This is a genomic window from Mesorhizobium sp. P2_D5 (assembly GCF_056404355.1).
This window is the reverse complement of sequence record NZ_JBFUEE010000001.1, coordinates 1,009,798-1,032,287: the sequence shown is the minus strand read 5'-3', so window position 1 is coordinate 1,032,287 and position 22,490 is coordinate 1,009,798. Positions and strand designations below refer to the sequence as shown.

The following is a 22,490-nucleotide window of genomic DNA, read 5'->3' as shown; positions in this document are numbered from 1 at the left end:
GCCGCGCGCCGTCCATCGAGACGGCGCGCATTTCCTATCCGGCATACGAGCCAGCGGGCTCCTGCAAAGATCTACATGCTTCTGCAAAGATTCCTGATCCGTGGTCTGACGATGCTGGTGACGCTGTTCGGCGTTGCCGTCGTCGTCTTTGTCGTGATCCGCGTTGCTCCGGGCGATCCGATCGCGATGATGCTGCCGCCCGGCGCCACGGACGCCGACATCGCCCGGCTGCGCGCACTCTACGGGCTCGACAAGACCATCGTGCAGCAGTTCTTCATCTGGCTGTCCGGCGTTGTCAGGGGCGATTTCGGCACCTCGATCTCGCTGCGGCAGGATGTTCTCAGTCTTGTCTTCAATCGGCTGCCGGCGACGCTGGAACTCGCCATCATTGCCCTTCTGATGGCGGTGACGATCGGAGGCACGACCGCGATCCTCGGTGCGCGCGAACGCGGCACGGCGGTCGAGGCCGGCATCGATATCGCCAGCGGTGCAGCGCTTTCCATTCCCGACTTCCTGTGGGGCTTGGTGCTGATCTTACTGTTCGGCGTGCTGGTGCCGATCTTCGACATTTCCGGCCGGGTGTCACCGCAGCTCGACCTGCCCTTCGTCACACAGTTTTATCTGGCCGAGAGCATCCTGAGACTCCGCTTCGATCTCACCTGGGACCTCCTCAAACACATGCTGATGCCGGCGGTTGCGCTGGCACTGCCGCTGGCGGCGATCATTTCGCAGCTGTTGAAACAGTCGCTGAAGGAAGTGCTCGACCTCGACTATGTCGTGCTGGCGCGGGTGAAAGGGTTTTCGGAAACGCAGGTCATCCTGCGCGAAGCGCTGAAGAACGCCGCGCTGCCGACACTGACGCTTGTCGGCGTGCAGTTCACCTTCCTGATCGGCGGCACGGTCATCGTCGAACGGCTGTTTTCCTATGAAGGCCTCGGCAACATGGCTATCGATGCTGTCATCAACCGCGACCTGCCGCTGATCCAAGGCATCGTGCTGGTGTTCGCGCTGCTGTTCGTATTGATCAACCTCACCGTCGACATGATGTATGCATTGCTCAATCCGAGGCTGCGCCATGGATGAGGGCCGCACTCCGAGGCGCGGCGTGTCACCCCGCTTGTGGCTGGCCGGCGGCTGGCTGCTGCTGGCGCTGCTGGCCGCGATCTTCGCGCCGCTGGTCGCGCCGCAGGATCCGCTGGCGCAGGATTTGATGCTGGAACGGCTGCCGCCGTTCTGGATGAGCGGCGCAGAGCCCGGCTATTGGCTCGGTACCGACAGCCTCGGCCGCGATCTGTTGTCCCGGCTGATCTTCGGCGGCCGTATCGCCTTCATCGTCGCCTTCGCCGCCGCCATCGCCACGTGCCTGGTCGGCTCGACGCTCGGGCTGATATCGGGCTATTTCGGCGGCTGGGCCGACCGCATCATCTCGCGCATCGTCGACGTCTGGATGGCCTTCCCGCCGGTGCTGTTCGCCATCCTGCTGGTCGCCGTGCTCGGCACCGGGCTCAGCTCCGTCATCATCGCCATCGCCGTCATCGACTGGACGCGTTTCTGCCGGGTGATCCGGGCCGAGACGATGGGCCAGTCGCGCATGGACTATGTCGAGAATGCCCGCATCGCCGGCTATGGCCGCATCGGCATCATGCTGCGCGAAGTGCTGCCAAATGTAGTGCCGTCGATCGTGGCGCTGCTCTCGCTGGAAATGGGTATCGCCGTCATCGTCGAGGCGATCCTCTCCTTCGTCAATCTGTCGATCTCGACCGACGATCCGACCTGGGGCGGTATCATCGCCGAGGGCCGGATTTCCATCCATCAGGCCTGGTGGGTGCTGGTGTTTCCGCTGATCACGCTGATCCTGACGGTGCTGTCGTTCAGCCAGTTCGGCGAGGCGTTGAAGACGCGTTTCGACCCGGTGTTGCGATGAGCGCTTGCCTCGACATCAGGGACTTGAGCGCCGTGCTGGCGAACGGCCAGCGCGTGCTGCGCTCGGTGTCGCTCTCCGTGCAACCGGGAGAGGTCCGCGCGCTGGTTGGCGAGAGCGGCGCCGGCAAGACGATGATCGGCAAGGCGGTGCTTGGCGTCTTGCCGTCGAGCGTGCGCATTGTCGAGGGCGACATGCTGCTTGAAGGCGAAGATCTCGGCAGGTTGGAGCCAAAGGCAAGGCGCACGCTGATCGGTGCACGCACGGCGCTGATCCCGCAGGACCCGCTGACCGCGCTCAACCCGTCACGCCGCATCGGTTCTCAGATGACCGACCGGCTGGTGCGCATCCTGGGCTGGAGCGGCGAGAGGGCCGATACCCGAATTCGCAAATTGCTCGACGAGGTGCAGATCCGCGACCCCGATCGCGTGCTGAAGAGCTACCCGCACGAGCTTTCCGGCGGGATGCGCCAGCGCGTGCTGATCGCCGCCGCCTTCGCTGCCGAACCACGGCTGATCGTCGCCGACGAGCCGACCACTGCACTCGACGTCACCGTGCAGAAGCAGATCCTGCGGCTGATCGCGCAGTTGCAGCGCGACCACGGCACGGCGATCCTGTTCGTCACCCATGATCTCGGCGTCGTCGCCAAGATCAGCCAGAAAGTGTCGGTGCTCTATGCCGGCAAGGTGGTCGAAGAGGCCGACACTGCTGCCCTCTTCGCCAGCCCGCAACACTCCTACACGCGGGCGCTGATGGCCGCGACACCGCGCTACACCGATCCGTTCGCCTCGCTGAAGCCGGTGGACGAGGCGGTCCTGGCCGGGCTTGCCGCCGAGATCACCGCCGCCGACCAGGCCTGGAGGCGGCCCCATGGCTGAGCCGCTGTTCAAGGTGCGCGGGCTGAAGGTCGCGCTGCCCGACATGACACGCAAGCCGCTGATCGGCCGTGCGCCGCTGGCCGAGATCTTGAAAGGCCTGGACTTCGACCTGCCCAGGGGCTCGGTGACCGGCATTGTCGGCGAATCCGGATCGGGCAAGTCGACCCTCGGCCGCGCCCTGGTGCGCCTGCTGGAACCCAGCGCCGGCAGCATCAACTTCGACGGCCGCGACATCACCCATCTACCGGAAGCGGAGCTCAGGCCATTGCGCCGCAACCTGCAGATGATCTTCCAGGATCCGATGTCGTCGCTCAACCCGCGCCGCACCATCGCCAGCATCATCGCCGCACCACTGAAGCAGAATGGGCTTGGCGACAATCTGAAGGCGCGCGTCGCCGAAGCCTTGCTGCGCGTCGGCCTGCCGCAAAGCTTCGCCAGCCGCTACCGCCACGAACTGTCGGGCGGCCAGCGCCAGCGCGTCGGCATTGCGCGCGCGCTGGCGCTGTCGCCGAAATTCGTGCTCGCCGACGAGATCGTCTCCGGCCTCGACGTCTCGACCCAGGCGCAGATCCTCACCCTTCTGGAAAAGCTTGCGGCCGAGATGGGCCTGACCGTCGCCTTCATCAGCCACGATCTGTCTGTCATTCGGCGGCTGTGCCGGCAAGTGATCGTCATGCGCGAAGGTGTCATCGTGGAAGCCAGCGCCACCGATGCCCTGTTCGAAAACCCCCGGCAAAGCTACACGCGCGACCTGATAGCAGCCATTCCGCTGCCCGAAATCGATGCCGGCTGGCTGGATATTTCTTCCGCCGCCAAGGCGACATGAACGCATACGCACGCCGAAAAGCGGGCCTCGGATGTGCGACGGGCAAATGACCAGGCCCCGCCAGGAGGAGGACTGACATGAAGACGATACTTCGAAACGCCGCGCTCACCGCCGCTATCCTTGGCAGCGCCGGCATTGCCACCGCCAGCTCGATCCCCGGCATGCGCGGCCATGATCACACCGGCATCACCGTTCCCGACATGAAGCAGGCGGTCGACTTCTTCACCGAAGTCGTCGGCTGCAAGAAGGCGATGTCGTTCGGTCCGTTCGCCGACGACAAGGGCACCTTCATGCAGGATGTGCTGGGCGTCGACAAGAAGGCGGTGATCGAGCAGATCACCATGGTTCGCTGCGGCAGCGGATCGAACATCGAACTGTTCAAATACACCGCGCCCGACCAGAAGGATCTGACACCGAAGAACAGCGACATAGGCGGCTTCCACATCGCCTTCTATGTCGATGACGTCGCCGCCGCCAAAGCCTATCTCGACGCCAAGGGCGTCAAGACGCGCATGGGGCCGATACCGGTTTCCGAAGGGCCGGCCGCCGGCCAGACCATTCTCTATTTCCAGGCGCCGTGGGGTCTGCAACTGGAAGCGATCAGCTACCCCTCGGGGATGGCTTACGAGAAAGGCGCCGAGACCGTGCTGTGGAGCCCGAAGAACCCGGAAAAATGATTGGAAGGCGCGCTTGCGCCACGTCACGCAAGCGCGCCTCCGTGATATCCAGATAATCATTTCGATATGAAACTTTAAGCTTGAAATAATTTGTCGCCGGCGCGATACTGGGGCCAGCAAGCGAAGAGGAGATCGCACAGATGAAGGTTGCGGCTCTCGGCGGCGGACCAGCCGGCCTCTACTTTGCCATCTCGATGAAGCTCAGGGACGCCACGCACGAGGTGACGGTGTTCGAGCGCAACCGCGCCGACGACACATTCGGGTGGGGCGTCGTGCTGTCGGCCGAGACGCTCGACAATTTGTCGAAGAACGATCCGGTCAGCGCCGTCTGGATCAAGAAGCATTTTGCCTACTGGGACGATATCGCCGTCATCCATGACGGTGTGCGCACGGTTTCGACCGGCCATGGATTCTGCGGCATCGGCCGCAAGCGGCTGCTGGTCCTGCTGCAGCGGCGTGCGCGCGAACTCGGCGTCAAGCTGATGTTCGAGACCGACATCGCCGATCCGCGGCCCTATATGGAGACGCACGATCTTGTCGTCGCCGCCGACGGCCTGAATTCCAAAGCGCGCAACACCTTCGTCGACGTCTTCAAGCCCGACATCGACACCCGCAAGTGCAAGTTCGTCTGGCTCGGCACCAACCAGAAATTCGACGACGCTTTCACCTTCATCTTCGAGAAAACCGAGCATGGCTGGGTGTGGGCGCACGCCTACCAGTTCGACAGCGACACCGCGACCTTCATCGTCGAGTGCAGCGAACAGACTTGGGCTGCTTTCGGCTTCGGCACGATGTCGCAGCAGGAATCGATCGCCGTCTGCGAGCGCATTTTTGCCAAGCATCTTGGCGGCCATGCACTAATGACCAATGCCAACCATATTCGTGGTTCGGCCTGGATCAATTTCCCGCGCGTGCTGTGCGAGCGCTGGTCCTACAAGAACCTGGCGCTGATGGGCGATGCTGCCGCATCGGCGCATTTCTCGATCGGCTCCGGCACCAAGCTGGCGCTGGAAAGTGCCGTTGCGCTGGCAGAGTATGTCGAGTCCGAGCCGGACCTCGACGCCGCGTTCCGCAAATATGAAGATGCCCGCCGCACCGAGGTGCTGAAGCTGCAATCGGCGGCACGCAATTCGCTCGAATGGTTCGAGGAGGTCGAGCGCTATCTCGGCCTCGACCCAGTGCAGTTCAACTATTCGCTTTTGACCCGCTCGCAACGCATCAGCCACGAGAATTTGCGGCTGCGCGATGCCGCATGGCTGGGCGGCGCGGAGGAATGGTTCCAGCGCCAGGCGGGTGCCGGCGGCAACAGCCTGCGCCGCGCGCCGATGTTCGCGCCGTTCAAGCTGCGCGACATGACACTGCAGAACCGCATCGTCGTCTCGCCAATGGCACAGTACAAGGCTGTCGACGGCTGTCCGACCGACTGGCATTTCACCCACTATGCCGAGCGCGCCAAGGGTGGCGCTGGCCTCATCTATATCGAGATGACCTGCGTCAGTCCCGAGGGCCGCATCACACCAGGCTGTCCCGGCTTCTATGCGCCCGAACATGAGGTGGCATGGAGGCGGCTGGTCGATTTCGTCCATACAGAGACAGAGGCGAAGATCTGTGCCCAGATCGGTCACTCAGGCGCCAAGGGTTCGACCCGGCTCGGCTGGGAAGGCACCGATGTGCCGCTGCCCTCAGGCAACTGGCCTGTGATGGCCGCATCGGCCGTTGCATGGTCGCCGCAGAACCAGGTGCCGAAGGCCATGGACCGCGCCGACATGGACAAAGTGCGCGACGAATTCGTGGCCTCGGCGGAGATGGCCGATCGATGCGGCTTCGACATGCTCGAGATCCATGCCGCGCACGGTTATCTGCTGTCGTCCTTCATCACGCCGGTCACCAACCGGCGCACGGACGCCTATGGCGGCTCACTCGAAAACCGCATGCGCTATCCCCTGGAGATCTTCCGCGCGGTGCGCGCCGCCTGGCCGGCACAGAAGCCGATCTCGATGCGCATTTCGGCCAATGACTGGGTCGGCATCGAGGGCGTGACCCCGGCCGACGCGGTCGAGATCGCGCGGCTGCTGCATGAGGCCGGTGTCGACATCTGCGACGTCTCGGCCGGCCAGACCTCGGCATTGGCAAAGCCGATTTATGGCCGCATGTTCCAGACGCCGTTTTCCGACCGCATCCGCAACGAGGTCGGCATGGCGACGATGGCGGTCGGCAACATCTACGAGCCGGACCATGTCAATTCGATCCTGATGGCCGGCCGCGCCGATCTGGTGGCACTGGCTCGGCCGCATCTCGCCGATCCCTACTGGACACTGCACGCGGCGGTGACGCTCGGCGACCGTGGCGTCAAATGGCCGGATCCGTATCTGCCCGGGCGCGACCAGCTCTACCGGCTGGCCGAGCGCGACGCCGCGGCGGGGCTGAAAGTATGAGCGCCGCTGCAACGATTGCCGGCAAGCATGCGCTGGTCACCGGCGGCGGCTCCGGCGTCGGCCGGGCCATCGCGCTGGCGCTGGCGGATGCAGGCATCGACGTGACCATTTGCGGCCGCCGCGACGCGGAGCTCGCCAAGGTCGCCAAGGAGAGCGACCGCATCTTCGGCATTGCCGCCGACGTCACCAATGAGGCGACAATGGCGTCGCTTTACGAGACTGCCGAAGCCGCGCGCGGCCCCTTCGACATCGTCGTCGCCAATGCCGGCATGGCCGGCAGCACACCGGCGCACAAGACCACCCTTGCCGACTGGCAGCGGACGCTGGATGTGAACCTGACCGGAGCCTTCCTGACAGTGAAGCCGGCGCTGGCCGGTATGGCGGTGCGAAAGACCGGCCGGATCGTGTTCGTTGCTTCGACGGCAGGCCTGAAAGGCTACGCCTACGTCGCGCCCTATGTCGCCGCCAAGCATGGCGTCGTCGGCCTGATGCGGGCGCTGGCGGCCGAGACCGCCAAATCCGGCGTCACCGTCAACGCGGTGTGTCCGGGTTTCGTCGAGACCGAGATGCTGGAGGAGTCCATCCAGCGTATCATCGAAAAGACCGGCCGTTCAGCCGAGCAGGCACGGTCGAGCCTTGCCTCGACCAACCCGCAAGGCCGCTTCATCCAGCCGCAAGAAGTTGCCGCCACCGTGCTGTGGCTGTGTGGCGATGCCGCGGCGTCGATCACCGGACAGGCGATTTCCATCTCAGGAGGCGAAACATGGTAGCCGGCCCCCTGCCCGCGCCGACCGGACCCGGCAAGGACCGGCTGCGTCTGTGGATACGGCTGCTGCGCGCCTCGCGTACGATCGAGGCCGAGCTGCGCGAGCGCCTGAAGAAGGACTTCAACACGACGCTGCCGCGCTTCGACGTGATGGCCGCCCTCCATCGCGCGCCGGAAGGCATGCTGATGAGCGACCTGTCGCGCTTTCTTTTGGTATCGAACGGCAATGTCACTGGCATCGTCGATCGGCTGGTGTCGGAAGGGCTGGTTGCCCGTGCCCGCCGCAATGGCGACCGTCGCACCTCGATGGTGCGGCTGACCGAGGAAGGCTCGAAGGCTTTCGGCATGATCGCCGCGGCGCATGAAGGCTGGATCGGGGAATTGCTGGGCAAGGTCAGCGAGGACGACGCGCGCCGGCTGACCGGCATGCTGACCTCGTTCCGCAGCAACTGGGAGGGACGCGAATGACCGGGATGGCCGGCCTCAAGCCGAAGCATTTCCTCTGGCAGGTCGAGGGCAGGATCGCGAAGGTCCGGCTCGACCGGCCTGACCGCAAAAACCCGCTGACCTTCGACAGCTATGCCGAGTTGCGCGACACATTCCGCGACCTCGTCTATGCGGACGACGTCGACGCCGTGGTGTTCCTGTCCAATGGCGGCAATTTCTGCTCCGGTGGCGATGTCCACGACATCATCGGGCCGCTGGTCAAGATGGACATGAAGCAGCTCTTGGCCTTCACCCGCATGACCGGCGATTTCGTCAAGGCGATGCTGAATTGCGGCAAGCCGATCATTGCGGCAGTCGACGGTGTCGCGGTCGGCGCCGGCGCCATCATCGCCATGAGTTCCGATATCCGCATTGCTACGCCAGAAGCCAAAACGGCGTTCCTGTTCACCCGCGTCGGCCTCGCCGGCTGCGACATGGGCGCTTGCGCGATCCTCCCGCGCATCATCGGCCAGGGCCGCGCCGCCGAATTGCTCTACACCGGCCGTACCATGACGGCAGCGGAAGGCGAGCGCTGGGGTTTCTACAACCGGCTGGTCGATGCCGCTTCACTGGAGGCCGACGCGCTCGACATGGCGGCGCGCATCGTCTCCGGCCCGACCTTCGCCCACGGCATCACCAAGACGCAACTCAACCAGGAATGGTCGATGGGTCTCGACCAGGCGATCGAGGCCGAAGCTCAGGCACAAGCGATCTGCATGCAGACACGCGATTTCGAGCGCGCCTACAAGGCGTTCGTGGCCAAAGAAAAGCCGGCGTTCGAGGGCAATTGATGGCTGACAAGAGTTTCCTCTCCTGGCCGTTCTTCGAAGACCGCCATCGCCAACTGGCCGAGCGGCTGGAGGCGTGGTGTTCGAAGAATCTGCCTGTGGATCATCACGACGTCGATGCCGCCTGCCGCGAGCTGGTGGGCAAGCTTGGCAGGGACGGCTGGCTGAAGCCGACGGCTGTAGACACGGACAATCCCGGCCCCCTCGACGTGCGCACGCTGTGCATCACGCGCGAGACGCTCGCCCGCCATGACGGGTTGGCCGATTTCGCCTTCGCCATGCAAGGGCTGGGCACCGGCGCACTCAGCCTGTTCGGCACGCCCGAGCAGCAACAATGGCTGGCAAAGACACGTGCCGGCAAGGCGATTTCCGCCTTCGCCCTGTCGGAACCGCGCTCCGGCTCAGACGTCGCCAACACCGAAATGACGGCGACCCGCGACGGCGACAGCTATGTTCTGGCCGGTGAAAAGACCTGGATCTCCAATGGCGGCATCGCCGATCTCTATGTCGTCTTTGCCCGCACCGGCGAAGCGCCGGGCGCCAAGGGGCTTTCCGCCTTTCTGGTGCCGGGCGACGCAAAAGGCCTTGGCATCGCCGAGCGCCTCGAAGTGATCGCGCCGCATCCGCTGGCCCGACTGTCGTTTGACCAGGTCCACCTGCCCGCCTCGGCGCTGATCGGCAGACCGGGCGACGGCTTCCGCATCGCCATGTCGGTGCTCGACGTGTTCCGTTCGACAGTGGGTGCGGCAGCGCTCGGCTTTGCCCGCCGCGCGCTGGATGAAAGCATCAAAAGGGTGGCCGAGCGCAAACTGTTCGGCGCGCCGATGGCCGAGTTGCAGATGGTGCAGGGCCATGTCGCCGACATGGCGCTCGACGTCGATGCGGCGGCGCTGCTGGTCTACCGCGCCGCCTGGACCAAGGACATGGGTGCCGCGCGCGTCACCCGCGAGGCGGCGATGGCCAAGCTGTTCGCCACCGACAAGGCGCAAGAGGTCATCGACAAGGCCGTACAGCTGCATGGCGGCGACGGTGTTCGCAAAGGCCATATCGTCGAAAGCCTGTATCGCGAGATCCGCGCGCTGCGCATCTACGAGGGTGCCTCGGACGTGCAGAAGGTGGTGATCGCGCGGCAGGTGATGGGCGCGGCCTGATAGCAGGAAATTTGACGGGCATTCGATTTTGAGACTTGGTTTTTGGACTACCGGGAGGTTTTGAATGCACGAGATTCTGCAGCCGGAAGGCTGGGCAAAACCTGTCGGCTACGCCAATGGCGTCGCGGCGCGCGGCAAGCTGGTCTTCGTCGGCGGACAGGTCGGCTGGAACGGGCAGTGCCAGTTCGAAACCGACGATTTCGTCGGCCAGGTGCGGCAGACGCTTGCGAACATCGTGGCGGTGCTGGCGGAAGCCGGTGCAGAGCCGCGGCACATCACATCGATGACCTGGTATTTCACCGACAAGGCCGAATACCGCGCCAACCTCCGGGGCATCGGCGAGGCCTATCGCGAGGTGATCGGCCGGCATTTTCCGGCGATGGCCGCCATGCAGGTGATGGCGCTGGTCGAGGACCGCGCCAAGGTCGAGATCCAGGCGACTGCCGTCATTCCGGAATGACCTTTGCTTATCCGCGAAGGCCAGCCTGCCTCAAAATCGGCAGCACGTGGTCGCAGAAATAGGGCAGTTCCTGCGTGTAGTTGACGAAGGACAGCGCGATCCCCTGGTAACCCTGCTCAGCAATGGCGACCATGTTGGCGGCGATCGTTTCCGGCGTTCCAATCAGGGGATAGGTGCCGGCGCCGCCGGCGAAACGCTGCCGGTAGCGGTCATAGGCATGCGGGTCGTGCGATTGCGAGAATTCCTTCTTGCCGGCCATGTGGGCATCGACCGCGTCGTGGTCGGCCATATCAACAGCATAGCGCGCGTAGTAGGCCTGCGCCTCTTCCATCGTCGGACGGCAAACCACATGCGCCACCGTGTAGACGCCGACATCACGGCCCACCTTGTCGGCACGTTCGCGTATGTCGGCGACGTGCTTGCCGGCGTCGCCCATCTCGGAAAAGGTCGTGAACAGATAGTCGCATCTGGCGGCGGCGAAATCGCGGCCCGGCCCGCCGAAAGCGGCGTTCATCGTCACCGGGCGCGGAACTTGCAGGCTGGCCGGACGGCTGACCGCTTCCTTGAGGCGATAGTAGGTGCCTTCATAGTCTAGAGGCTCGCTCGAGGCATAAAGCCGTTCGAGGATCTCGATCCATTCGGCCGCCTGGTCGTAGCCCTTTTCGACCAGCGGCGTGCCGAACATGCCGAATTCCTTCGGGTTCCAGCCGCAGACAATGTTGAGGCCGGCGCGGCCCTGGCTGATGTGGTCGACGGTCGCCAGCGCCTTGGCGGCGTAGAGCGGATGCACGAGCGGCACGTGCACGGTCATGAACAGGCCGATCTGTTCGGTGGCCATGGCGAGTGCCGCCGCCCAGGTGAAGGTCTCGAACGACCATTCGCGCACCTTGTTGCGGCCGCCGAAGCCGCGCCAGCGCGCGATCGGCAGCATGAATTCCAGCCCGGCGCGGTCGGCGATCTGAGCCGCCGTCAGATTGTCCTGCCAGCTTGCCGCCCAACGTTCCGGAACGTCGGTGATGGCAAGGCCGCCATCGGCATTGGTCGAAAAGACGCCGAGGTTGAGTTTGTTCGGGCCGTGCAGGGGATGCGCTTTGATCATGTCTGGAACTCGTGGCAGGAGAGCCCACGCTAGGCCCGCGCGAAAATATTTCAAGCCTGAAATAGCTTCGCCTGACGGTCGTTTGCCGATATGGATTCTGGCAGAACGAGAAAGGTGACGTGCATGAGCGAGTTCCGCCAGAAGTGTAGCGGCAAGACGAACCTCGTTGGTTCCTTTGCCGCCATTCCCCATCCCGTGGCGGTCGAAGTGATGGCGCAGTCCGGCCTTGATTTTCTCTGCATCGACTGGGAGCATGCCCAGATCTCGCGCGACATGATCGAGACCATGGTGCGAGCGGCCGACGTGCATCGCGTGCCGGCGATGGTGCGCGTTCCCGGCCATGCGCCGGAAGCCATCCAGGCGGCGCTGGACGGCGGCGCGCAAGGCGTGCTGATCCCACGCGTCTCGACCGCCGCCCAGGCGGCGATGGCCGTCAAAGCCTCGCGCTATCCGCCACAGGGCGAGCGTGGCGTCGGGCCCGGCCGGGCGGCAGGCTACGGCTATCGCATTCCCGAATATCTCGCCGGCGCCAATAACAGGATCGTCGTCGCGGTCCAGGTCGAGACATCGGAAGGGCTGGCCAACATCGAAGCGATCGCCGCCATTGACGGCGTCGACGTGATCTTCGTCGGCCCCGGCGATCTTTCGGTGTCGATCGATGCGATCGGACCGAAAGGCGCCGACAAGCTCACCGAGGCGATCCGGAGGATCATCGGCGTCACGGTTGCGCATGGCAGGACATCAGGAATCTTCTGCGCAAAGCCGCAGGACGTCGCCCAATGGGCCGCCATCGGCGCCAGCTTCTTCGTGCTGGCCAGCGACACGATGTTTCTCGGTGCGGGCGCTGCCGCCGGCGCCGCCGCCGCGCGTGCCGAGCTGGCTCGAGACGGCCGTAGCTAGCGCAAAAAGGCGTATTGGTCGGGCAACAGGCCGGTCAAACTTTTTAAGCTTAAAACTTTCGCCTTGAAAAGCGCCGCGCTTTGGATAAGCATTCCAAGATCGATGGCGACTGCGGTGCCGGACGGGCTTGCCGGGCAGTCCATCGTGGTGTTCCGGGTGGGAGGGGTTTCAGTCCTTGTCGTTCATGCTGCCCCAGTCGTCGTCCAGCGCGCGCTATGCCTTCGATGGCATTCGGGCGCAAATCCGTGACCTGCATACCGAGAACATCGCCAACCTTGCCGTTCGGGCGCGCGAACTCGGCGACGTCATCGCGCTCTGGTACGGCGAAGGCGACATGGTGACGCCCGCTTTCATCCGCGATGCGGCCAAGGCTGCCTTCGATGAAGGCCTAACCTTCTACGTTCCCAACATGCGCGGCCATGGCCCCCTGAATGAGGCGCTGTCGGAGTACCAGACGCGCATCCATGGCCGGTCGATCCCGGTCGCGCGCACCACTGTCACGCCGGGCGGCATGCAGGCGCTGTACCTTGCGCTGGAACTGCTGGTCGATACCGGCACCAACGTCGTCTATGTCGCGCCGCAATGGCCCAACATCCACAACGCCATCCACTTGATCGGCGGCGAGCCACGGCCGTTTTCGCTCGACTATAGGGGGGACTGGCATCTCGACCTCGACCGGCTGTTTGCGACCTGCGATGCCCGCACGCGCGCGATCTTCCTGTCGACGCCCTCCAACCCGACCGGCTGGACCGCCTCAGCCGAGGAAATGCACGCGCTGCTCGATTTCAGCCGGCGCACCGGCATCTGGATCATCTCCGACGAGGTCTACGGCCGGCTCTATTTCGATGGCGATGTTGCGCCCTCCATCCTGCAGATCGCCGAGGATGGCGACCGGGTGCTGTCGGTCAACAGCTTCTCGAAGGCCTGGGCGATGACCGGCTGGCGCATCGGCTGGCTGACGCATCCGTCCGGGGTGGCCGACCAACTCGGCGCGATGACGCAATATGTAAACAGCGGCACCGCCGCGCCGATCCAAGCCGGTGCGGTTGCAGCGATCCGCCAGGGCGAGCCGCTGGTCGAGGAGATCAGGCAGCGGATCAGGACTGGCCTTGACCTCGCCTATGACCGGCTGGCGCAGATTCCGGGCGTCATTCTGCCAACGAAACCGCGCGGCGGCATGTATGCCTTCTTTGCCATGGAAGGCGAGAGCGATGCACGGCGCGCCTGCACCAGGATTCTCGAGACGGCGCGCGTTGGGCTGGCACCCGGTCATCTGTTCGGAAGTTCGGCAACGGCCTTCCTGCGAATGTGCGTGTGCCGTGAACGCAAAGAGATAGCGACCGCGCTCGACCGCATGGTCGCGGCTATGAATTGACGCCCTGCCGACGGTGGGACGGCAAGAAACCGTGCGGGGCCAACCCCGCCCGATCAACAACCAGAGGGAACACCCCAGAGGGAACACCATGAATCTGAACCGTCGCAATATCATGCTTCTCGCCGCCGCCATCGGCATCGCCGCCGGCCCCGCCACCGCCTATGCCGCCGATGTCCTCAATGTCGGTGCCTACCCGACCAACCCGCCCTTCGAGTACAAGAACGAGAGCGGGACGTTCGAGGGCTTTGAAGTCGACATCGTCAACGAAGCAGCCAAGCGCATCGGCATGACCACGGATATCGCCGACCTCGGCTTCCAGGCGCTGTTCGCCGCCACGACATCGAAGCGCATCGATGTCGCCATCTCGTCGATCACCATCACGCCGGAGCGGCTGAAGTCGCAGTCGTTCACGCAGCCCTATTATGATTCCGACATGGGCATCGCCACCAAGACCGACAGCCCGATCAAGGCCGAAGCCGACCTCAAGGGCAAGATCGTTGGCGTGCTGTCCGGCTCGACGGGCGAAACCTGGGTCAAGGGGCATCAGGAAGCCGACGGCTTCGCCGACGTGAAGGGCTATGACACGCAGCAGAACCTGCTGCTCGATCTCAGCGCCGGACGTGTCGATGCGGCCGTCAGCGACATCCCTGGCATGCAGTACTCCTTCACCAAAATGAAGGACCTGACAGTCAAGGAGCGCATCAAGACCGGCGAGCAATACGGCCTGATGATGACCAAAGACCACCCGCTGCTCGGCAAGCTGAACGACGCGCTTACCGCGATGAAGAAGGACGGCACGCTGGCCGCGATCCACAAGAAGTGGTTCGGCAGCGACGCGCCCGCCGATTCTTCGACCGTCAAGGAAATGCCGCTGCCGAAGGCTTGAGCGGCGACTGACAGAACGCAGGCGTGCCGGCTCGAAAGGCCGGCACGTCCTGTTTTATTCATGCCCTTCCCGGAGCCGTGATTTGGTACGGCGCAGCCGATTTCGGTGTTCGGGTCTTGCTCTGGCGTCACTGGACGCAAAACGCTTCGGGAACGCTCCCATGTCGCTGATCGACACTTTCTTCAATCCCGATGTCATCATGTCCAGCTTGCCGGCGCTGCTGCGCGGCTTCCTGAACACACTGCTGCTCGGGCTGCTCAGCATCGGCATCGGCATCCCCATCGGCCTGGTGATCAGCCTGGTGCGACTTTATTCGCCGAAGCCGCTGCGGTGGCTTGCGGTCGGCTACACCGACATCTTCCGCGCCCTGCCGGTGCTGGTCGTGCTGATCCTGATCTACTACGCGCTGCCCTTCCTCGGCATCCGCCTGTCATCCTGGGCGTCCGCTGTGACGGCCTTCGCCATCATCATGTCGGCCTACTCGGCCGAAGTGTTCCGCTCCGGTATCGAAAGCATACCGCGCGGCCAGTTCGAGGCGTCGCAGGCGCTCGGCCTGCCGTTCCTTTTGACCTTGCGCAAGGTGGTGCTGCCGCAGGCGGTCCGCGTGGTCATCCCGCCGATGACCAGCAACTGCGTCTCGATGTTCAAGGACACTTCGCTCGCCTCGACCGTGGCGCTGCCGGAATTGTTGAAGGAAGCGACCAACGCGCAGTCGCTCTACGCCAACCCCTCGCCGCTGATCGGCGCAGCACTCGTCTATCTCATCTTCCTCTGGCCGATGGTCCGCCTCGTCAGCTTGCTTGAAGAACGCTTCAAGACCGAAAAGACGCGCTGACCTCGCAAATCAAACCACCCGCCAAGAACTTCGCAGGAGCCGACCTTGAACAAACATCAAACCGACAATGCGAGCGCCGCCGCGTTCCCCGTCGACACCATCCGCGCCATGTTTCCAGCCTTGCAGCGGGCCGGCGATTTCATCTTCATGGACAATGCCGCCGGCGCGCAGATCCCGCAAAGCGTGCTCGACGCGGTGACCAACCATCTGGTTGCGCACAACGTGCAGCGCGGTGGCCGCTATGGCCGCAGCGTCACCGTCGACCAGTCGGTCGCCGACGCCCGCGAGAGTGTCGCACTTCTTATAAACGCCGCCAGCCCGGCCGAAATCTGCTTCGGCATGAACGCCACCTCGTTCATCCGCCTGGTCAGCCTCGGCATCGGCCAGATGCTTCAAGAGCGCGACGAGATCGTCATCACCGACATGGACCACGACGCCAACATCGCCACATGGCTGGCGCTGGAGTCCGCCGGCGCCAAGTTCAAATGGTGGCGCATGCGCGAAGACGGCAATTTGCATGTCGACGATCTGCGCCCGCTGGTTTCCGATCGTACCCGGCTGGTCGCCTGCACGGTCACAGCGCATTCGATCGGCTCGATCGTCGACGTCGCTTCCGTTGCCAAGATCGCGCGCGCAGCCGGCGCCGAGGTGTTCCTGGACTGCGTGCACTATGGGCCGCATGGGCTGATTGACGTGCAGGCCTGGGATTGCGATTACCTCGTCTGTTCAGGCTACAAGAACTTCTCGCCGCATATGGGCTTCCTGTGGGGCCGCTTCGAGACGCTGAAGCGGCTGCCGACCTTCCGCGAGGATTTCATCCCCGACGAGCCGCCCTACAAGGTTGAGGCCGGCACCTTCATCTACGAGAACGTCTCGGGCATGGATGCGGCCGTGCAGTATCTCGAACTGATCGGCCGCAATCTCGCGCCATCCAACAACCGCTCGCGGCGCGAAAACATCGTCGCGGGCATGGGCGCCATCCGCGACTATGAGCTGGTGCTGGCGCGCGAGATGCTTGGCGTGCTCAAGGATTGCGGCGCGACGATCTACGGCGTCGCCGACGAAGCCCGCATAAACGAACGCGTACCGACCTTCTGCTTCAACATCGGCAGACTGTCACCGCAGCGGATCGTCGAGGAAATGGCCGAGATGCAGATCGGCATCCGCGACGGCCACATGTACGCGCCGCGGCTGATGAAGCGGCTCAACCTGTCGATGGACAGCGGCGCCATCCGCGCCTCGTTGGTCCACTACAACACGGTTGAGGAGATCAGGCGCTTTGGCGAGGCGCTGCGCACCATCATCGCCAAGCTGTCGTAAGCGGCTTGGCCTAGGGTGTGTCGAGATTCAGGTCAGGCGGCCTTCTTCTTTGCCAGCCTCGCCTTGATCGAGGCGACGTCGGCGCGCGGCGTCGCGGCGAACAGCGTCTTGGTGTAGCTGTGCTTGGGGTCGGCGAAGACCTCTTCGCGCGAGCCGTATTCGACCGCCTCGCCGAAATACATCACCATCACGTCGTCGGCGATGTAGCGCACCACCGACAGGTCGTGGCTGATGAAGACATAGGTCAGCTGGAACTCGTCCTGCAGGTCGGCGAGCAGGTTGAGCACCTGCGCCTGCACAGACAGATCGAGAGCCGAGACCGGCTCGTCCAACACCAAGAGGCTGGGGTTGAGCATCAGCGCTCGGGCAATGGCGATACGCTGCCGCTGGCCGCCGGAAAACATGTGCGGATAGCGATTGTAGTGCTCGGGTCCGAGACCGACCTTCTTCAGCATCTTCATGGCAAGGTCGCGCCGTTCCTCGGCCGGCTTGCCGGTGTTGATGAGCAGCGGTTCGCCCAACACGTCGCCGATTTTCTGGCGCGGGTTGAGAGACCCGTAAGGGTTCTGGAAAACGATCTGCACCTTGCGGCGCATCTCCTTGCTCAGCCCGTCCTTGGCGATGTCGACCTTGTTGCCGTCGATGAACAGCTCACCCGAAGTCGCAGGATCGATCAGGGTGATGATGCGGGCAAGCGTCGACTTACCGCAGCCACTTTCACCGACGATTGCGAGCGTCTTGCCCTTGTCGACGCTGAACGAGACGCCCTTGACCGCATGCACCGTACGCTGTGCGCGAAACAGGCCGCCCCCGACATGATAGTCGCGGACGATATTCTTGCCTTCGACGACCTTGATGCTCATGCGGCGGCTCCCGAAGGCGCCGGCTCGAACAGCATGTCGGAAACGGTCGGCAGCCGGTCGCCGACGGCATTCTCCGGCAGTGCCGACAAAAGCGCGCGCGTGTAGTTGCTCTTCGGCGATTCAAACAGCGACAGCACGTCGGCCTCTTCCATCTTGCGGCCCTTGTACTGGACGATGACGCGGTCGGCGGTCTCTGCCACGACGCCCATATTGTGGGTGATCATGATCAGCCCCATGCCGTATTTGGCCTGCAGCGAAACCAGGAGATCGAGGATCTGCTTCTGGATGGTGACGTCGAGCGCGGTGGTCGGCTCGTCGGCGATCAGCAGCTTCGGATTGCAGGCGATGGCGATGGCGATCATGACGCGCTGGCACTGGCCGCCCGACATCTGGTGCGGGAACAAGTTCAGCCGTTCCGCCGGCTCGGCAATACCGACCTGCGTCAGGAGTTCGATGGCGCGCTCCCGGCGCTGCGCAGCGTCCATACCCATATGGAAGCGCAGCACCTCTTCGATCTGGAAGCCGACGGTGAAGCAGGGATTGAGGCTGGCCATCGGCTCCTGGAAGATCATCGACATGTCCTTGCCGACGATCTTGCGCCGCTCGGCAGGGCTCAACTTCAGAAGATCGCGGCCATTGAAGCTCATGCGGTCGGCGGTGACCGTGGCCGTCCATGGCAAAAGGCCCATGACCGCCAGCATCGACACCGATTTGCCGGAACCGGATTCGCCGACGATCGCCAGCACTTCGCGCTCGTCGACATGAAGCGACACGCCGTCAACGGCGCGGAAAGAACCGGAAGCGGTCTGGAACTCGACGACGAGGTTCTGGATATCGAGCAGTGCCATCACGACCTCCTCAGTTTCGGATCGAGCGCGTCGCGCAGGCCGTCGCCGATCAGATTGATGGCAAGCACAGTGATGAGGATGGCAAGACCGGGGAAGGTCACGACCCACCAGGCGCGCAGGATGAATTCGCGCGCCGAAGCGAGCATCGTTCCCCATTCGGGCGTTGGCGGCTGGGCGCCGAGGCCAAGGAAGCCCAGAGCGGCCGCCTCGAGGATGGCGTTGGAAAACGACAGCGTGCCCTGGACGATCAGTGGTCCCAGGCAATTCGGCAGGATGGTGCGAAGCATCAGCCTGATATGGCCGGCGCCGGCGACCTTCGCCGCCACGACATATTCGCGGCTCTTCTCCGCCATCACGGCAGCGCGCACCAGCCGCGCGAAATGCGGCTGCAGGACAAGCGCGATGGCCAGCATCGCATTGAACAGGCCAGGGCCAAGGATGGTGACCAGAACGAGCGCCAGGAGCAGCGACGGGAACGCCAGGATAAGGTCCATCACGCGCATGATCGCCACGTCGACCCAGCCGCGGAAATAGCCGGCCAACAGACCGAGCGTAATGCCGCCAGTGAGCGCCAGCGTGACCACGACCGCGCCGATGAGCAGCGAAAAGCGCGCGCCATAGAGCAGGCGCGAAAGGATGTCGCGACCGACCGGATCGGTTCCAAGCAGAAATTGGGTGCTGCCGCCGGCCTGCCAGGCCGGCGGCCTCAGAAACGCGGTCTTGTCCTGAATGTCGGGCGCATAGGGCGCGAGCAGCGGCGCAAACAGCGCCGCCAGCACCAGCAGGATGAAGACGAACAGGCCGATCACGGCGCCGCGATTGACCGAGAAATAGTGCCAGAAGGTCCTGAAGCCGGTCAGGCGGTCAGGGTTGCCGGCGGCCATGGGGGCGATTTCGGTCGACTGGCTCATCACGACGCCCGTATGCGCGGGTTGATGACGGCATAGAGCACGTCGACGATGAGGTTCACGGCCATGACGATGAGGGCGATCAAAAGCAGACCTGACTGCACGACGACATAGTCGCGCTTGAAGATGGAATCGACCATCCACTTGCCGATGCCCGGCCAGGCGAAGATGGTTTCGGTGAGGATGGCGCCGGCAAGCAGCGTGCCGACCTGCAGGCCGATGGTGGTGACCACGGGGATGAGCGCATTGCGCAACGCATGCAGGCCGATCACCCGCGACGGCGACAAGCCCTTGGCCCGCGCCGTGCGGACATAATCCTCACCCAGAACTTCCAACATGGCCGAACGCGTCTGGCGGGCAATCACCGCCAGCGGAATGGTGCCGAGCACGATCGCCGGCAGGACCAGGTGGCTGAGCGCCGAGCGGAAGGCATCCCATTTGCCATAGAGCAGGGTGTCGATGGTCATGAAGCCGGTGATCGGCTTGAAGAAGAACTGCAGGCCGATGCGGCCCGAGACCGGCGTCCAGCCGAGGTAACCGGAGAAGAAGATGATCAGCAGCAGGCCCCACCAGAAGATCGGCATGGAATAGCCGACGAGCGCCGTGCCCATCAGCGACTGATCGAACCAGGAGCCGCGCTTGACGGCCGCGAATATGCCTGCCGGAATGCCGAGCGCCATGGCGAAAATCATGGCGAAGAACGACAGTTCCATCGTCGCCGGAAAGAGGATCTTGAACTCTTCCATCACCGGGCGCTTGGACGAGATGGAGACTCCGAAATCGCCGGTCACGACCTCGCCGACATAGCGCGCGTATTGCTGCCAGATCGGCAGATTATAGCCGAACTGTTCCTTGAGCTCCTCGTAACGCGCCGGCGCCACGCCGTGTTCGCCGGCCATGGCAAGGATGGGATCGCCAGGCAGCAGCCTGACGAAGGCGAAGGCACAGATAGTGATGCCGACAAGCGTCGGGATCAAAAGTGCAATTCTGTGAAGAATATATTTGAGCATGGCGAAGGGGGCAGCGCTTTACAGCGCCGCCCCACTCAATATCTTATTCGGCTTTGTCGACGCCGTCGAAGCGGTGAATGCCGAGCGGGTCCATCATGAAACCGCTGACATTCTTGCGCACGACTGCGTAGACTTGGCTGTGTGCCAGCAGGAAGGCCGGAGCCTGCTTCTGGAAGACGACCTGCGCCTGCTCATAGAGCTTGGTGCGCTCGGCCTGGTCGCTGGTCTTCTTGGCCTTCTGGATCAGGTCCTCGAAGTCCTTGTCGCACCAGCTCGAGTAGTTCGAGACGCCGATGGCGGAGCAGGCGAACAGGGTGGCGAAGAAGTTGTCCGGATCGCCATTGTCACCGGTCCAGCCAATCTGGAAGGCGCCTGGACGGTCCTTCTTCTTGCCCTCCGAGCGATACTTGGTCCACTCGTAGTTCACGATCTCGGCCTTGACGCCGACCTTGGCCCAGTCGGCCTGGATCAGTTCGGCGGCGCGCTGGAAGTTCGGGTTGTAAGGACGAACGCGATCGGAAGCCCAGAGCTGGATTTCCGTGAGCCCGGCAGCGGACAGAACCTTCTTGGCCGCATCCGGATCATAGGCGTCGGCCTTCACATCCTTGTCCCACGACCACATGGTCGGCGGGATCAGGTTTTCGGCCGGCGTGGCGCCGGCGTCCTGGAACAGCGACTTGATCAGCGCCTCCCGGTCGATGGCCTGGTTGAGCGCATGGCGCACCTCAGGCTTGTCGAGCGGCGGGATGGTGGTGTTGTAGCTCATGTAGCCGATGTTTAGGCCGGCCTGATCCATCAGGGTCACGTCCTGGTTGGCCTTGATCGTGCCGATGTCAGCAGGATTCGGATAGGGCGCGATGTCGCATTCGCCAGCGAGCACCTTCTGGATGCGGGCGGTCGCGTCAGGGGTGATGGCGAAGACGAGATCGTCGATCTTCTCCTTGCCCTTGAAATAATCCGGATGGGCCGCGTAGCGGATAACCGAATCCAGCTGATAGTCGACGAACTGGAACGGGCCGGTGCCGATCGGCTTGGTCGAGAAATCGGCCATCTTGCCGGACTTCTCCAGCTGCTCGGCATATTCCTTCGACACGATCGAGGCGAAGTCCATGCCGAGGTTGGCAAGCATGGGCGCGTTCGGCTCGGTCAGGGTCAGCTTGACGGTCAGATCGTCGACCTTCTCCCATTTGGCGACATATTTCGGCATGTCCATGCCGGTGTAGTAATCCCAAGTCAGGTTCGGCAGGTATTTATCGCCGTTCCACGGGTTCGCCTTGTTGAACTGACGGTCGAAGGAGAAGACGACGTCGTCGGCGTTGAGGTCGCGGGTCGGCTTGAAATAGTCGGTCGTCTGGAACTTCACACCTGGATGCAGATGGAAAGTATAGACCAGACCGTCGTCCGAGATTTCCCACTTGTCGGCAAGGCCGGGCTCGACCTCGGTGCCGCCATGCTTGAATTCGACCAGGCGCGAATAGACGGTACGCGACGAGGCATCGAAGTCGTTGCCGCCCGTCGTCGTACCCGGATCAAAATTGGCCGGCGATGCTTCCGAGCAATAGACGAGCGTCTTCGCATTGGCCATGCCGCTCAGGACGCTTGCGGCCAGCAACGCGGCCGCAAAAGCGAGTTTCTTTTTCATTGAGCACTCCCTGATGTTCTTCCAAGCCCCTCTATCAGGCTCGCGAAGCCCGCATATAAGCACCGTTTTTCCGGCTTTGGAACACCCCGTTTGCTTACCCCTCGGGAAGCAGGAAAAAAATCCGCCATTTTGCTAAATGGCAGAAAAAATTAGCAGTTTTTTCCATTCACGGGATTGTTAACGACCGCATTTTTTTATTGATCTCTGATCTGGCGATACAGGTCGTGCGCGGGCCTTGGCCCGGCCGAGGGTGCGGCAGGATAGCGGCTCGCAGTATCGGCGGCAGGGGAGATTCTTGGCGGCAAATCTTTCGCCGCCTTGCCGCAGGGGCAAGACTTGCACCGCCGCCGATAGAGGCAATACATAGAAGACATCCCAGGCCGCAGCCGGGGGACGTCTCTGTCAATTCGGGGGCG

23 protein-coding genes are annotated in these 22,490 nt (G+C 63.5%); 16 read left to right on the top strand and 7 right to left on the bottom strand.

The window, feature by feature from the left end:
* Positions 1–75: 75 nt before the first annotated feature.
* The 11 genes from AC1DYW_RS04925 to AC1DYW_RS04875 all read left to right on the top strand — a co-directional run bounded on the left by AC1DYW_RS04925 (position 76) and on the right by AC1DYW_RS04875 (position 10,388).
* Positions 76–1,083 carry an ABC transporter permease gene (locus tag AC1DYW_RS04925; RefSeq protein WP_477225293.1) on the top strand — a complete coding sequence of 336 codons (1,008 nt, stop codon included), beginning with the start codon at positions 76–78 and terminating at the stop codon, positions 1,081–1,083.
* Positions 1,076–1,924, top strand: a complete 849-nt coding sequence (locus AC1DYW_RS04920; RefSeq protein ID WP_477225292.1) for an ABC transporter permease — start codon at positions 1,076–1,078, stop codon at positions 1,922–1,924. The genes AC1DYW_RS04925 and AC1DYW_RS04920 overlap by 8 nt, the downstream gene beginning before the upstream one ends.
* Positions 1,921–2,799, top strand: coding sequence for an ABC transporter ATP-binding protein (locus AC1DYW_RS04915; RefSeq protein ID WP_477225291.1), 879 nt, complete (start codon positions 1,921–1,923; stop codon positions 2,797–2,799). Before AC1DYW_RS04920 ends, AC1DYW_RS04915 begins: the two co-directional genes overlap by 4 nt.
* Entirely contained in the window at positions 2,792–3,625 is an 834-nt protein-coding gene (locus AC1DYW_RS04910) for an ATP-binding cassette domain-containing protein (RefSeq protein ID WP_457150605.1), read from the top strand. Before AC1DYW_RS04915 ends, AC1DYW_RS04910 begins: the two co-directional genes overlap by 8 nt.
* A gap of 77 nt (positions 3,626–3,702) precedes the next feature.
* Entirely contained in the window at positions 3,703–4,302 is a 600-nt protein-coding gene (locus AC1DYW_RS04905; protein ID WP_095082569.1) for a VOC family protein, read from the top strand.
* A gap of 140 nt (positions 4,303–4,442) precedes the next feature.
* A complete protein-coding gene (locus tag AC1DYW_RS04900; protein ID WP_477225290.1) occupies positions 4,443–6,737 on the top strand; it encodes a bifunctional salicylyl-CoA 5-hydroxylase/oxidoreductase in 2,295 nt (764 codons plus the stop codon).
* Positions 6,734–7,507, top strand: coding sequence for an SDR family NAD(P)-dependent oxidoreductase (locus AC1DYW_RS04895; protein WP_477225289.1), 774 nt, complete (start codon positions 6,734–6,736; stop codon positions 7,505–7,507). Before AC1DYW_RS04900 ends, AC1DYW_RS04895 begins: the two co-directional genes overlap by 4 nt.
* Complete coding sequence (locus AC1DYW_RS04890) at positions 7,501–7,971, top strand: MarR family winged helix-turn-helix transcriptional regulator (RefSeq protein ID WP_477225288.1); 471 nt, start codon at positions 7,501–7,503, stop codon at positions 7,969–7,971. Before AC1DYW_RS04895 ends, AC1DYW_RS04890 begins: the two co-directional genes overlap by 7 nt.
* The gene (locus AC1DYW_RS04885; protein WP_477225287.1) at positions 7,968–8,780 is read left to right on the top strand and encodes an enoyl-CoA hydratase family protein; all 813 of its coding nucleotides are present in this window, start codon (positions 7,968–7,970) and stop codon (positions 8,778–8,780) included. The genes AC1DYW_RS04890 and AC1DYW_RS04885 overlap by 4 nt, the downstream gene beginning before the upstream one ends.
* A complete protein-coding gene (locus AC1DYW_RS04880; protein ID WP_477225286.1) occupies positions 8,780–9,928 on the top strand; it encodes an acyl-CoA dehydrogenase family protein in 1,149 nt (382 codons plus the stop codon). The genes AC1DYW_RS04885 and AC1DYW_RS04880 overlap by 1 nt, the downstream gene beginning before the upstream one ends.
* 64 nt (positions 9,929–9,992) lie before the next feature.
* On the top strand, positions 9,993–10,388 hold the full coding sequence (locus AC1DYW_RS04875; RefSeq protein ID WP_477225285.1) for a RidA family protein: 396 nt from the start codon (positions 9,993–9,995) through the stop codon (positions 10,386–10,388).
* A 7-nt stretch (positions 10,389–10,395) separates the two neighbouring features.
* Here AC1DYW_RS04875 and AC1DYW_RS04870 read toward each other — a convergent pair whose 3' ends face one another.
* Complete coding sequence (locus AC1DYW_RS04870; RefSeq protein WP_477225284.1) at positions 10,396–11,487, bottom strand: LLM class flavin-dependent oxidoreductase; 1,092 nt, start codon at positions 11,485–11,487, stop codon at positions 10,396–10,398.
* A gap of 123 nt (positions 11,488–11,610) precedes the next feature.
* On the opposite strand from AC1DYW_RS04870, the gene AC1DYW_RS04865 reads away from it, so the two are divergent.
* A complete protein-coding gene (locus AC1DYW_RS04865; protein ID WP_477225283.1) occupies positions 11,611–12,387 on the top strand; it encodes an HpcH/HpaI aldolase family protein in 777 nt (258 codons plus the stop codon).
* On the opposite strand, the gene AC1DYW_RS04860 is transcribed toward AC1DYW_RS04865, so the two are convergent.
* The gene (locus AC1DYW_RS04860; RefSeq protein ID WP_477225282.1) at positions 12,384–12,530 is read right to left on the bottom strand and encodes a hypothetical protein; all 147 of its coding nucleotides are present in this window, start codon (positions 12,528–12,530) and stop codon (positions 12,384–12,386) included. The genes AC1DYW_RS04865 and AC1DYW_RS04860 overlap by 4 nt on opposite strands.
* A gap of 41 nt (positions 12,531–12,571) precedes the next feature.
* Between AC1DYW_RS04860 and AC1DYW_RS04855 the strand changes: the two genes are divergently transcribed.
* From AC1DYW_RS04855 to AC1DYW_RS04840, 4 genes are all read left to right on the top strand, one after another.
* Positions 12,572–13,762 (top strand): pyridoxal phosphate-dependent aminotransferase, encoded by a 1,191-nt coding sequence (locus AC1DYW_RS04855; RefSeq protein WP_477225579.1) that lies wholly within the window; start codon positions 12,572–12,574, stop codon positions 13,760–13,762.
* 88 nt (positions 13,763–13,850) lie between these two features.
* Positions 13,851–14,648: an ABC transporter substrate-binding protein gene (locus AC1DYW_RS04850; protein ID WP_477225281.1), complete on the top strand. Its 798-nt coding sequence runs from the start codon at positions 13,851–13,853 to the stop codon at positions 14,646–14,648.
* A 160-nt stretch (positions 14,649–14,808) separates the two neighbouring features.
* Positions 14,809–15,483, top strand: a complete 675-nt coding sequence (locus tag AC1DYW_RS04845; protein ID WP_477225280.1) for an amino acid ABC transporter permease — start codon at positions 14,809–14,811, stop codon at positions 15,481–15,483.
* Between the two features lie 45 nt (positions 15,484–15,528).
* Positions 15,529–16,803, top strand: a complete 1,275-nt coding sequence (locus AC1DYW_RS04840; protein WP_477225279.1) for a cysteine desulfurase-like protein — start codon at positions 15,529–15,531, stop codon at positions 16,801–16,803.
* 32 nt (positions 16,804–16,835) lie between these two features.
* Here the strand turns inward: AC1DYW_RS04840 and AC1DYW_RS04835 are convergent, their stop codons facing one another.
* From AC1DYW_RS04835 to AC1DYW_RS04815, 5 genes are read right to left on the bottom strand one after another with little or no spacing between them, the layout of a single operon-like run.
* On the bottom strand, positions 16,836–17,666 hold the full coding sequence (locus tag AC1DYW_RS04835) for a dipeptide ABC transporter ATP-binding protein (RefSeq protein WP_095082593.1): 831 nt from the start codon (positions 17,664–17,666) through the stop codon (positions 16,836–16,838).
* The gene (locus tag AC1DYW_RS04830; RefSeq protein WP_477225278.1) at positions 17,663–18,514 is read right to left on the bottom strand and encodes an ABC transporter ATP-binding protein; all 852 of its coding nucleotides are present in this window, start codon (positions 18,512–18,514) and stop codon (positions 17,663–17,665) included. Before AC1DYW_RS04830 ends, AC1DYW_RS04835 begins: the two co-directional genes overlap by 4 nt.
* Positions 18,514–19,398 carry an ABC transporter permease subunit gene (locus tag AC1DYW_RS04825; protein WP_457152483.1) on the bottom strand — a complete coding sequence of 295 codons (885 nt, stop codon included), beginning with the start codon at positions 19,396–19,398 and terminating at the stop codon, positions 18,514–18,516. Before AC1DYW_RS04825 ends, AC1DYW_RS04830 begins: the two co-directional genes overlap by 1 nt.
* Positions 19,399–19,424: 26 nt before the next feature.
* Positions 19,425–20,432, bottom strand: coding sequence for an ABC transporter permease subunit (locus AC1DYW_RS04820; RefSeq protein WP_457152480.1), 1,008 nt, complete (start codon positions 20,430–20,432; stop codon positions 19,425–19,427).
* Between the two features lie 43 nt (positions 20,433–20,475).
* Positions 20,476–22,074: an ABC transporter substrate-binding protein gene (locus AC1DYW_RS04815; protein ID WP_477225277.1), complete on the bottom strand. Its 1,599-nt coding sequence runs from the start codon at positions 22,072–22,074 to the stop codon at positions 20,476–20,478.
* Positions 22,075–22,490: the final 416 nt, after the last annotated feature.

Excerpts from the sequence above, each read along its gene's own strand:
- AC1DYW_RS04925 (WP_477225293.1), top strand. The coding sequence starts at position 76 with ATGCTTCTGCAAAGATTCCTGATCCGTGGTCTGACGATGCTGGTGACG.
- AC1DYW_RS04920 (WP_477225292.1), top strand. The coding sequence starts at position 1,076 with ATGGATGAGGGCCGCACTCCGAGGCGCGGCGTGTCACCCCGCTTGTGG.
- AC1DYW_RS04915 (WP_477225291.1), top strand. The coding sequence starts at position 1,921 with ATGAGCGCTTGCCTCGACATCAGGGACTTGAGCGCCGTGCTGGCGAAC.
- AC1DYW_RS04910 (WP_457150605.1), top strand. The coding sequence starts at position 2,792 with ATGGCTGAGCCGCTGTTCAAGGTGCGCGGGCTGAAGGTCGCGCTGCCC.
- AC1DYW_RS04905 (WP_095082569.1), top strand. The coding sequence starts at position 3,703 with ATGAAGACGATACTTCGAAACGCCGCGCTCACCGCCGCTATCCTTGGC.
- AC1DYW_RS04900 (WP_477225290.1), top strand. The coding sequence starts at position 4,443 with ATGAAGGTTGCGGCTCTCGGCGGCGGACCAGCCGGCCTCTACTTTGCC.
- AC1DYW_RS04895 (WP_477225289.1), top strand. The coding sequence starts at position 6,734 with ATGAGCGCCGCTGCAACGATTGCCGGCAAGCATGCGCTGGTCACCGGC.
- AC1DYW_RS04890 (WP_477225288.1), top strand. The coding sequence starts at position 7,501 with ATGGTAGCCGGCCCCCTGCCCGCGCCGACCGGACCCGGCAAGGACCGG.
- AC1DYW_RS04885 (WP_477225287.1), top strand. The coding sequence starts at position 7,968 with ATGACCGGGATGGCCGGCCTCAAGCCGAAGCATTTCCTCTGGCAGGTC.
- AC1DYW_RS04880 (WP_477225286.1), top strand. The coding sequence starts at position 8,780 with ATGGCTGACAAGAGTTTCCTCTCCTGGCCGTTCTTCGAAGACCGCCAT.
- AC1DYW_RS04875 (WP_477225285.1), top strand. The coding sequence starts at position 9,993 with ATGCACGAGATTCTGCAGCCGGAAGGCTGGGCAAAACCTGTCGGCTAC.
- AC1DYW_RS04870 (WP_477225284.1), bottom strand. The coding sequence starts at position 11,487 with ATGATCAAAGCGCATCCCCTGCACGGCCCGAACAAACTCAACCTCGGC.
- AC1DYW_RS04865 (WP_477225283.1), top strand. The coding sequence starts at position 11,611 with ATGAGCGAGTTCCGCCAGAAGTGTAGCGGCAAGACGAACCTCGTTGGT.
- AC1DYW_RS04860 (WP_477225282.1), bottom strand. The coding sequence starts at position 12,530 with ATGGACTGCCCGGCAAGCCCGTCCGGCACCGCAGTCGCCATCGATCTT.
- AC1DYW_RS04855 (WP_477225579.1), top strand. The coding sequence starts at position 12,572 with ATGCTGCCCCAGTCGTCGTCCAGCGCGCGCTATGCCTTCGATGGCATT.
- AC1DYW_RS04850 (WP_477225281.1), top strand. The coding sequence starts at position 13,851 with ATGAATCTGAACCGTCGCAATATCATGCTTCTCGCCGCCGCCATCGGC.
- AC1DYW_RS04845 (WP_477225280.1), top strand. The coding sequence starts at position 14,809 with ATGTCGCTGATCGACACTTTCTTCAATCCCGATGTCATCATGTCCAGC.
- AC1DYW_RS04835 (WP_095082593.1), bottom strand. The coding sequence starts at position 17,666 with ATGAGCATCAAGGTCGTCGAAGGCAAGAATATCGTCCGCGACTATCAT.
- AC1DYW_RS04830 (WP_477225278.1), bottom strand. The coding sequence starts at position 18,514 with ATGGCACTGCTCGATATCCAGAACCTCGTCGTCGAGTTCCAGACCGCT.
- AC1DYW_RS04825 (WP_457152483.1), bottom strand. The coding sequence starts at position 19,398 with ATGGCCGCCGGCAACCCTGACCGCCTGACCGGCTTCAGGACCTTCTGG.
- AC1DYW_RS04820 (WP_457152480.1), bottom strand. The coding sequence starts at position 20,432 with ATGCTCAAATATATTCTTCACAGAATTGCACTTTTGATCCCGACGCTT.
- AC1DYW_RS04815 (WP_477225277.1), bottom strand. The coding sequence starts at position 22,074 with ATGAAAAAGAAACTCGCTTTTGCGGCCGCGTTGCTGGCCGCAAGCGTC.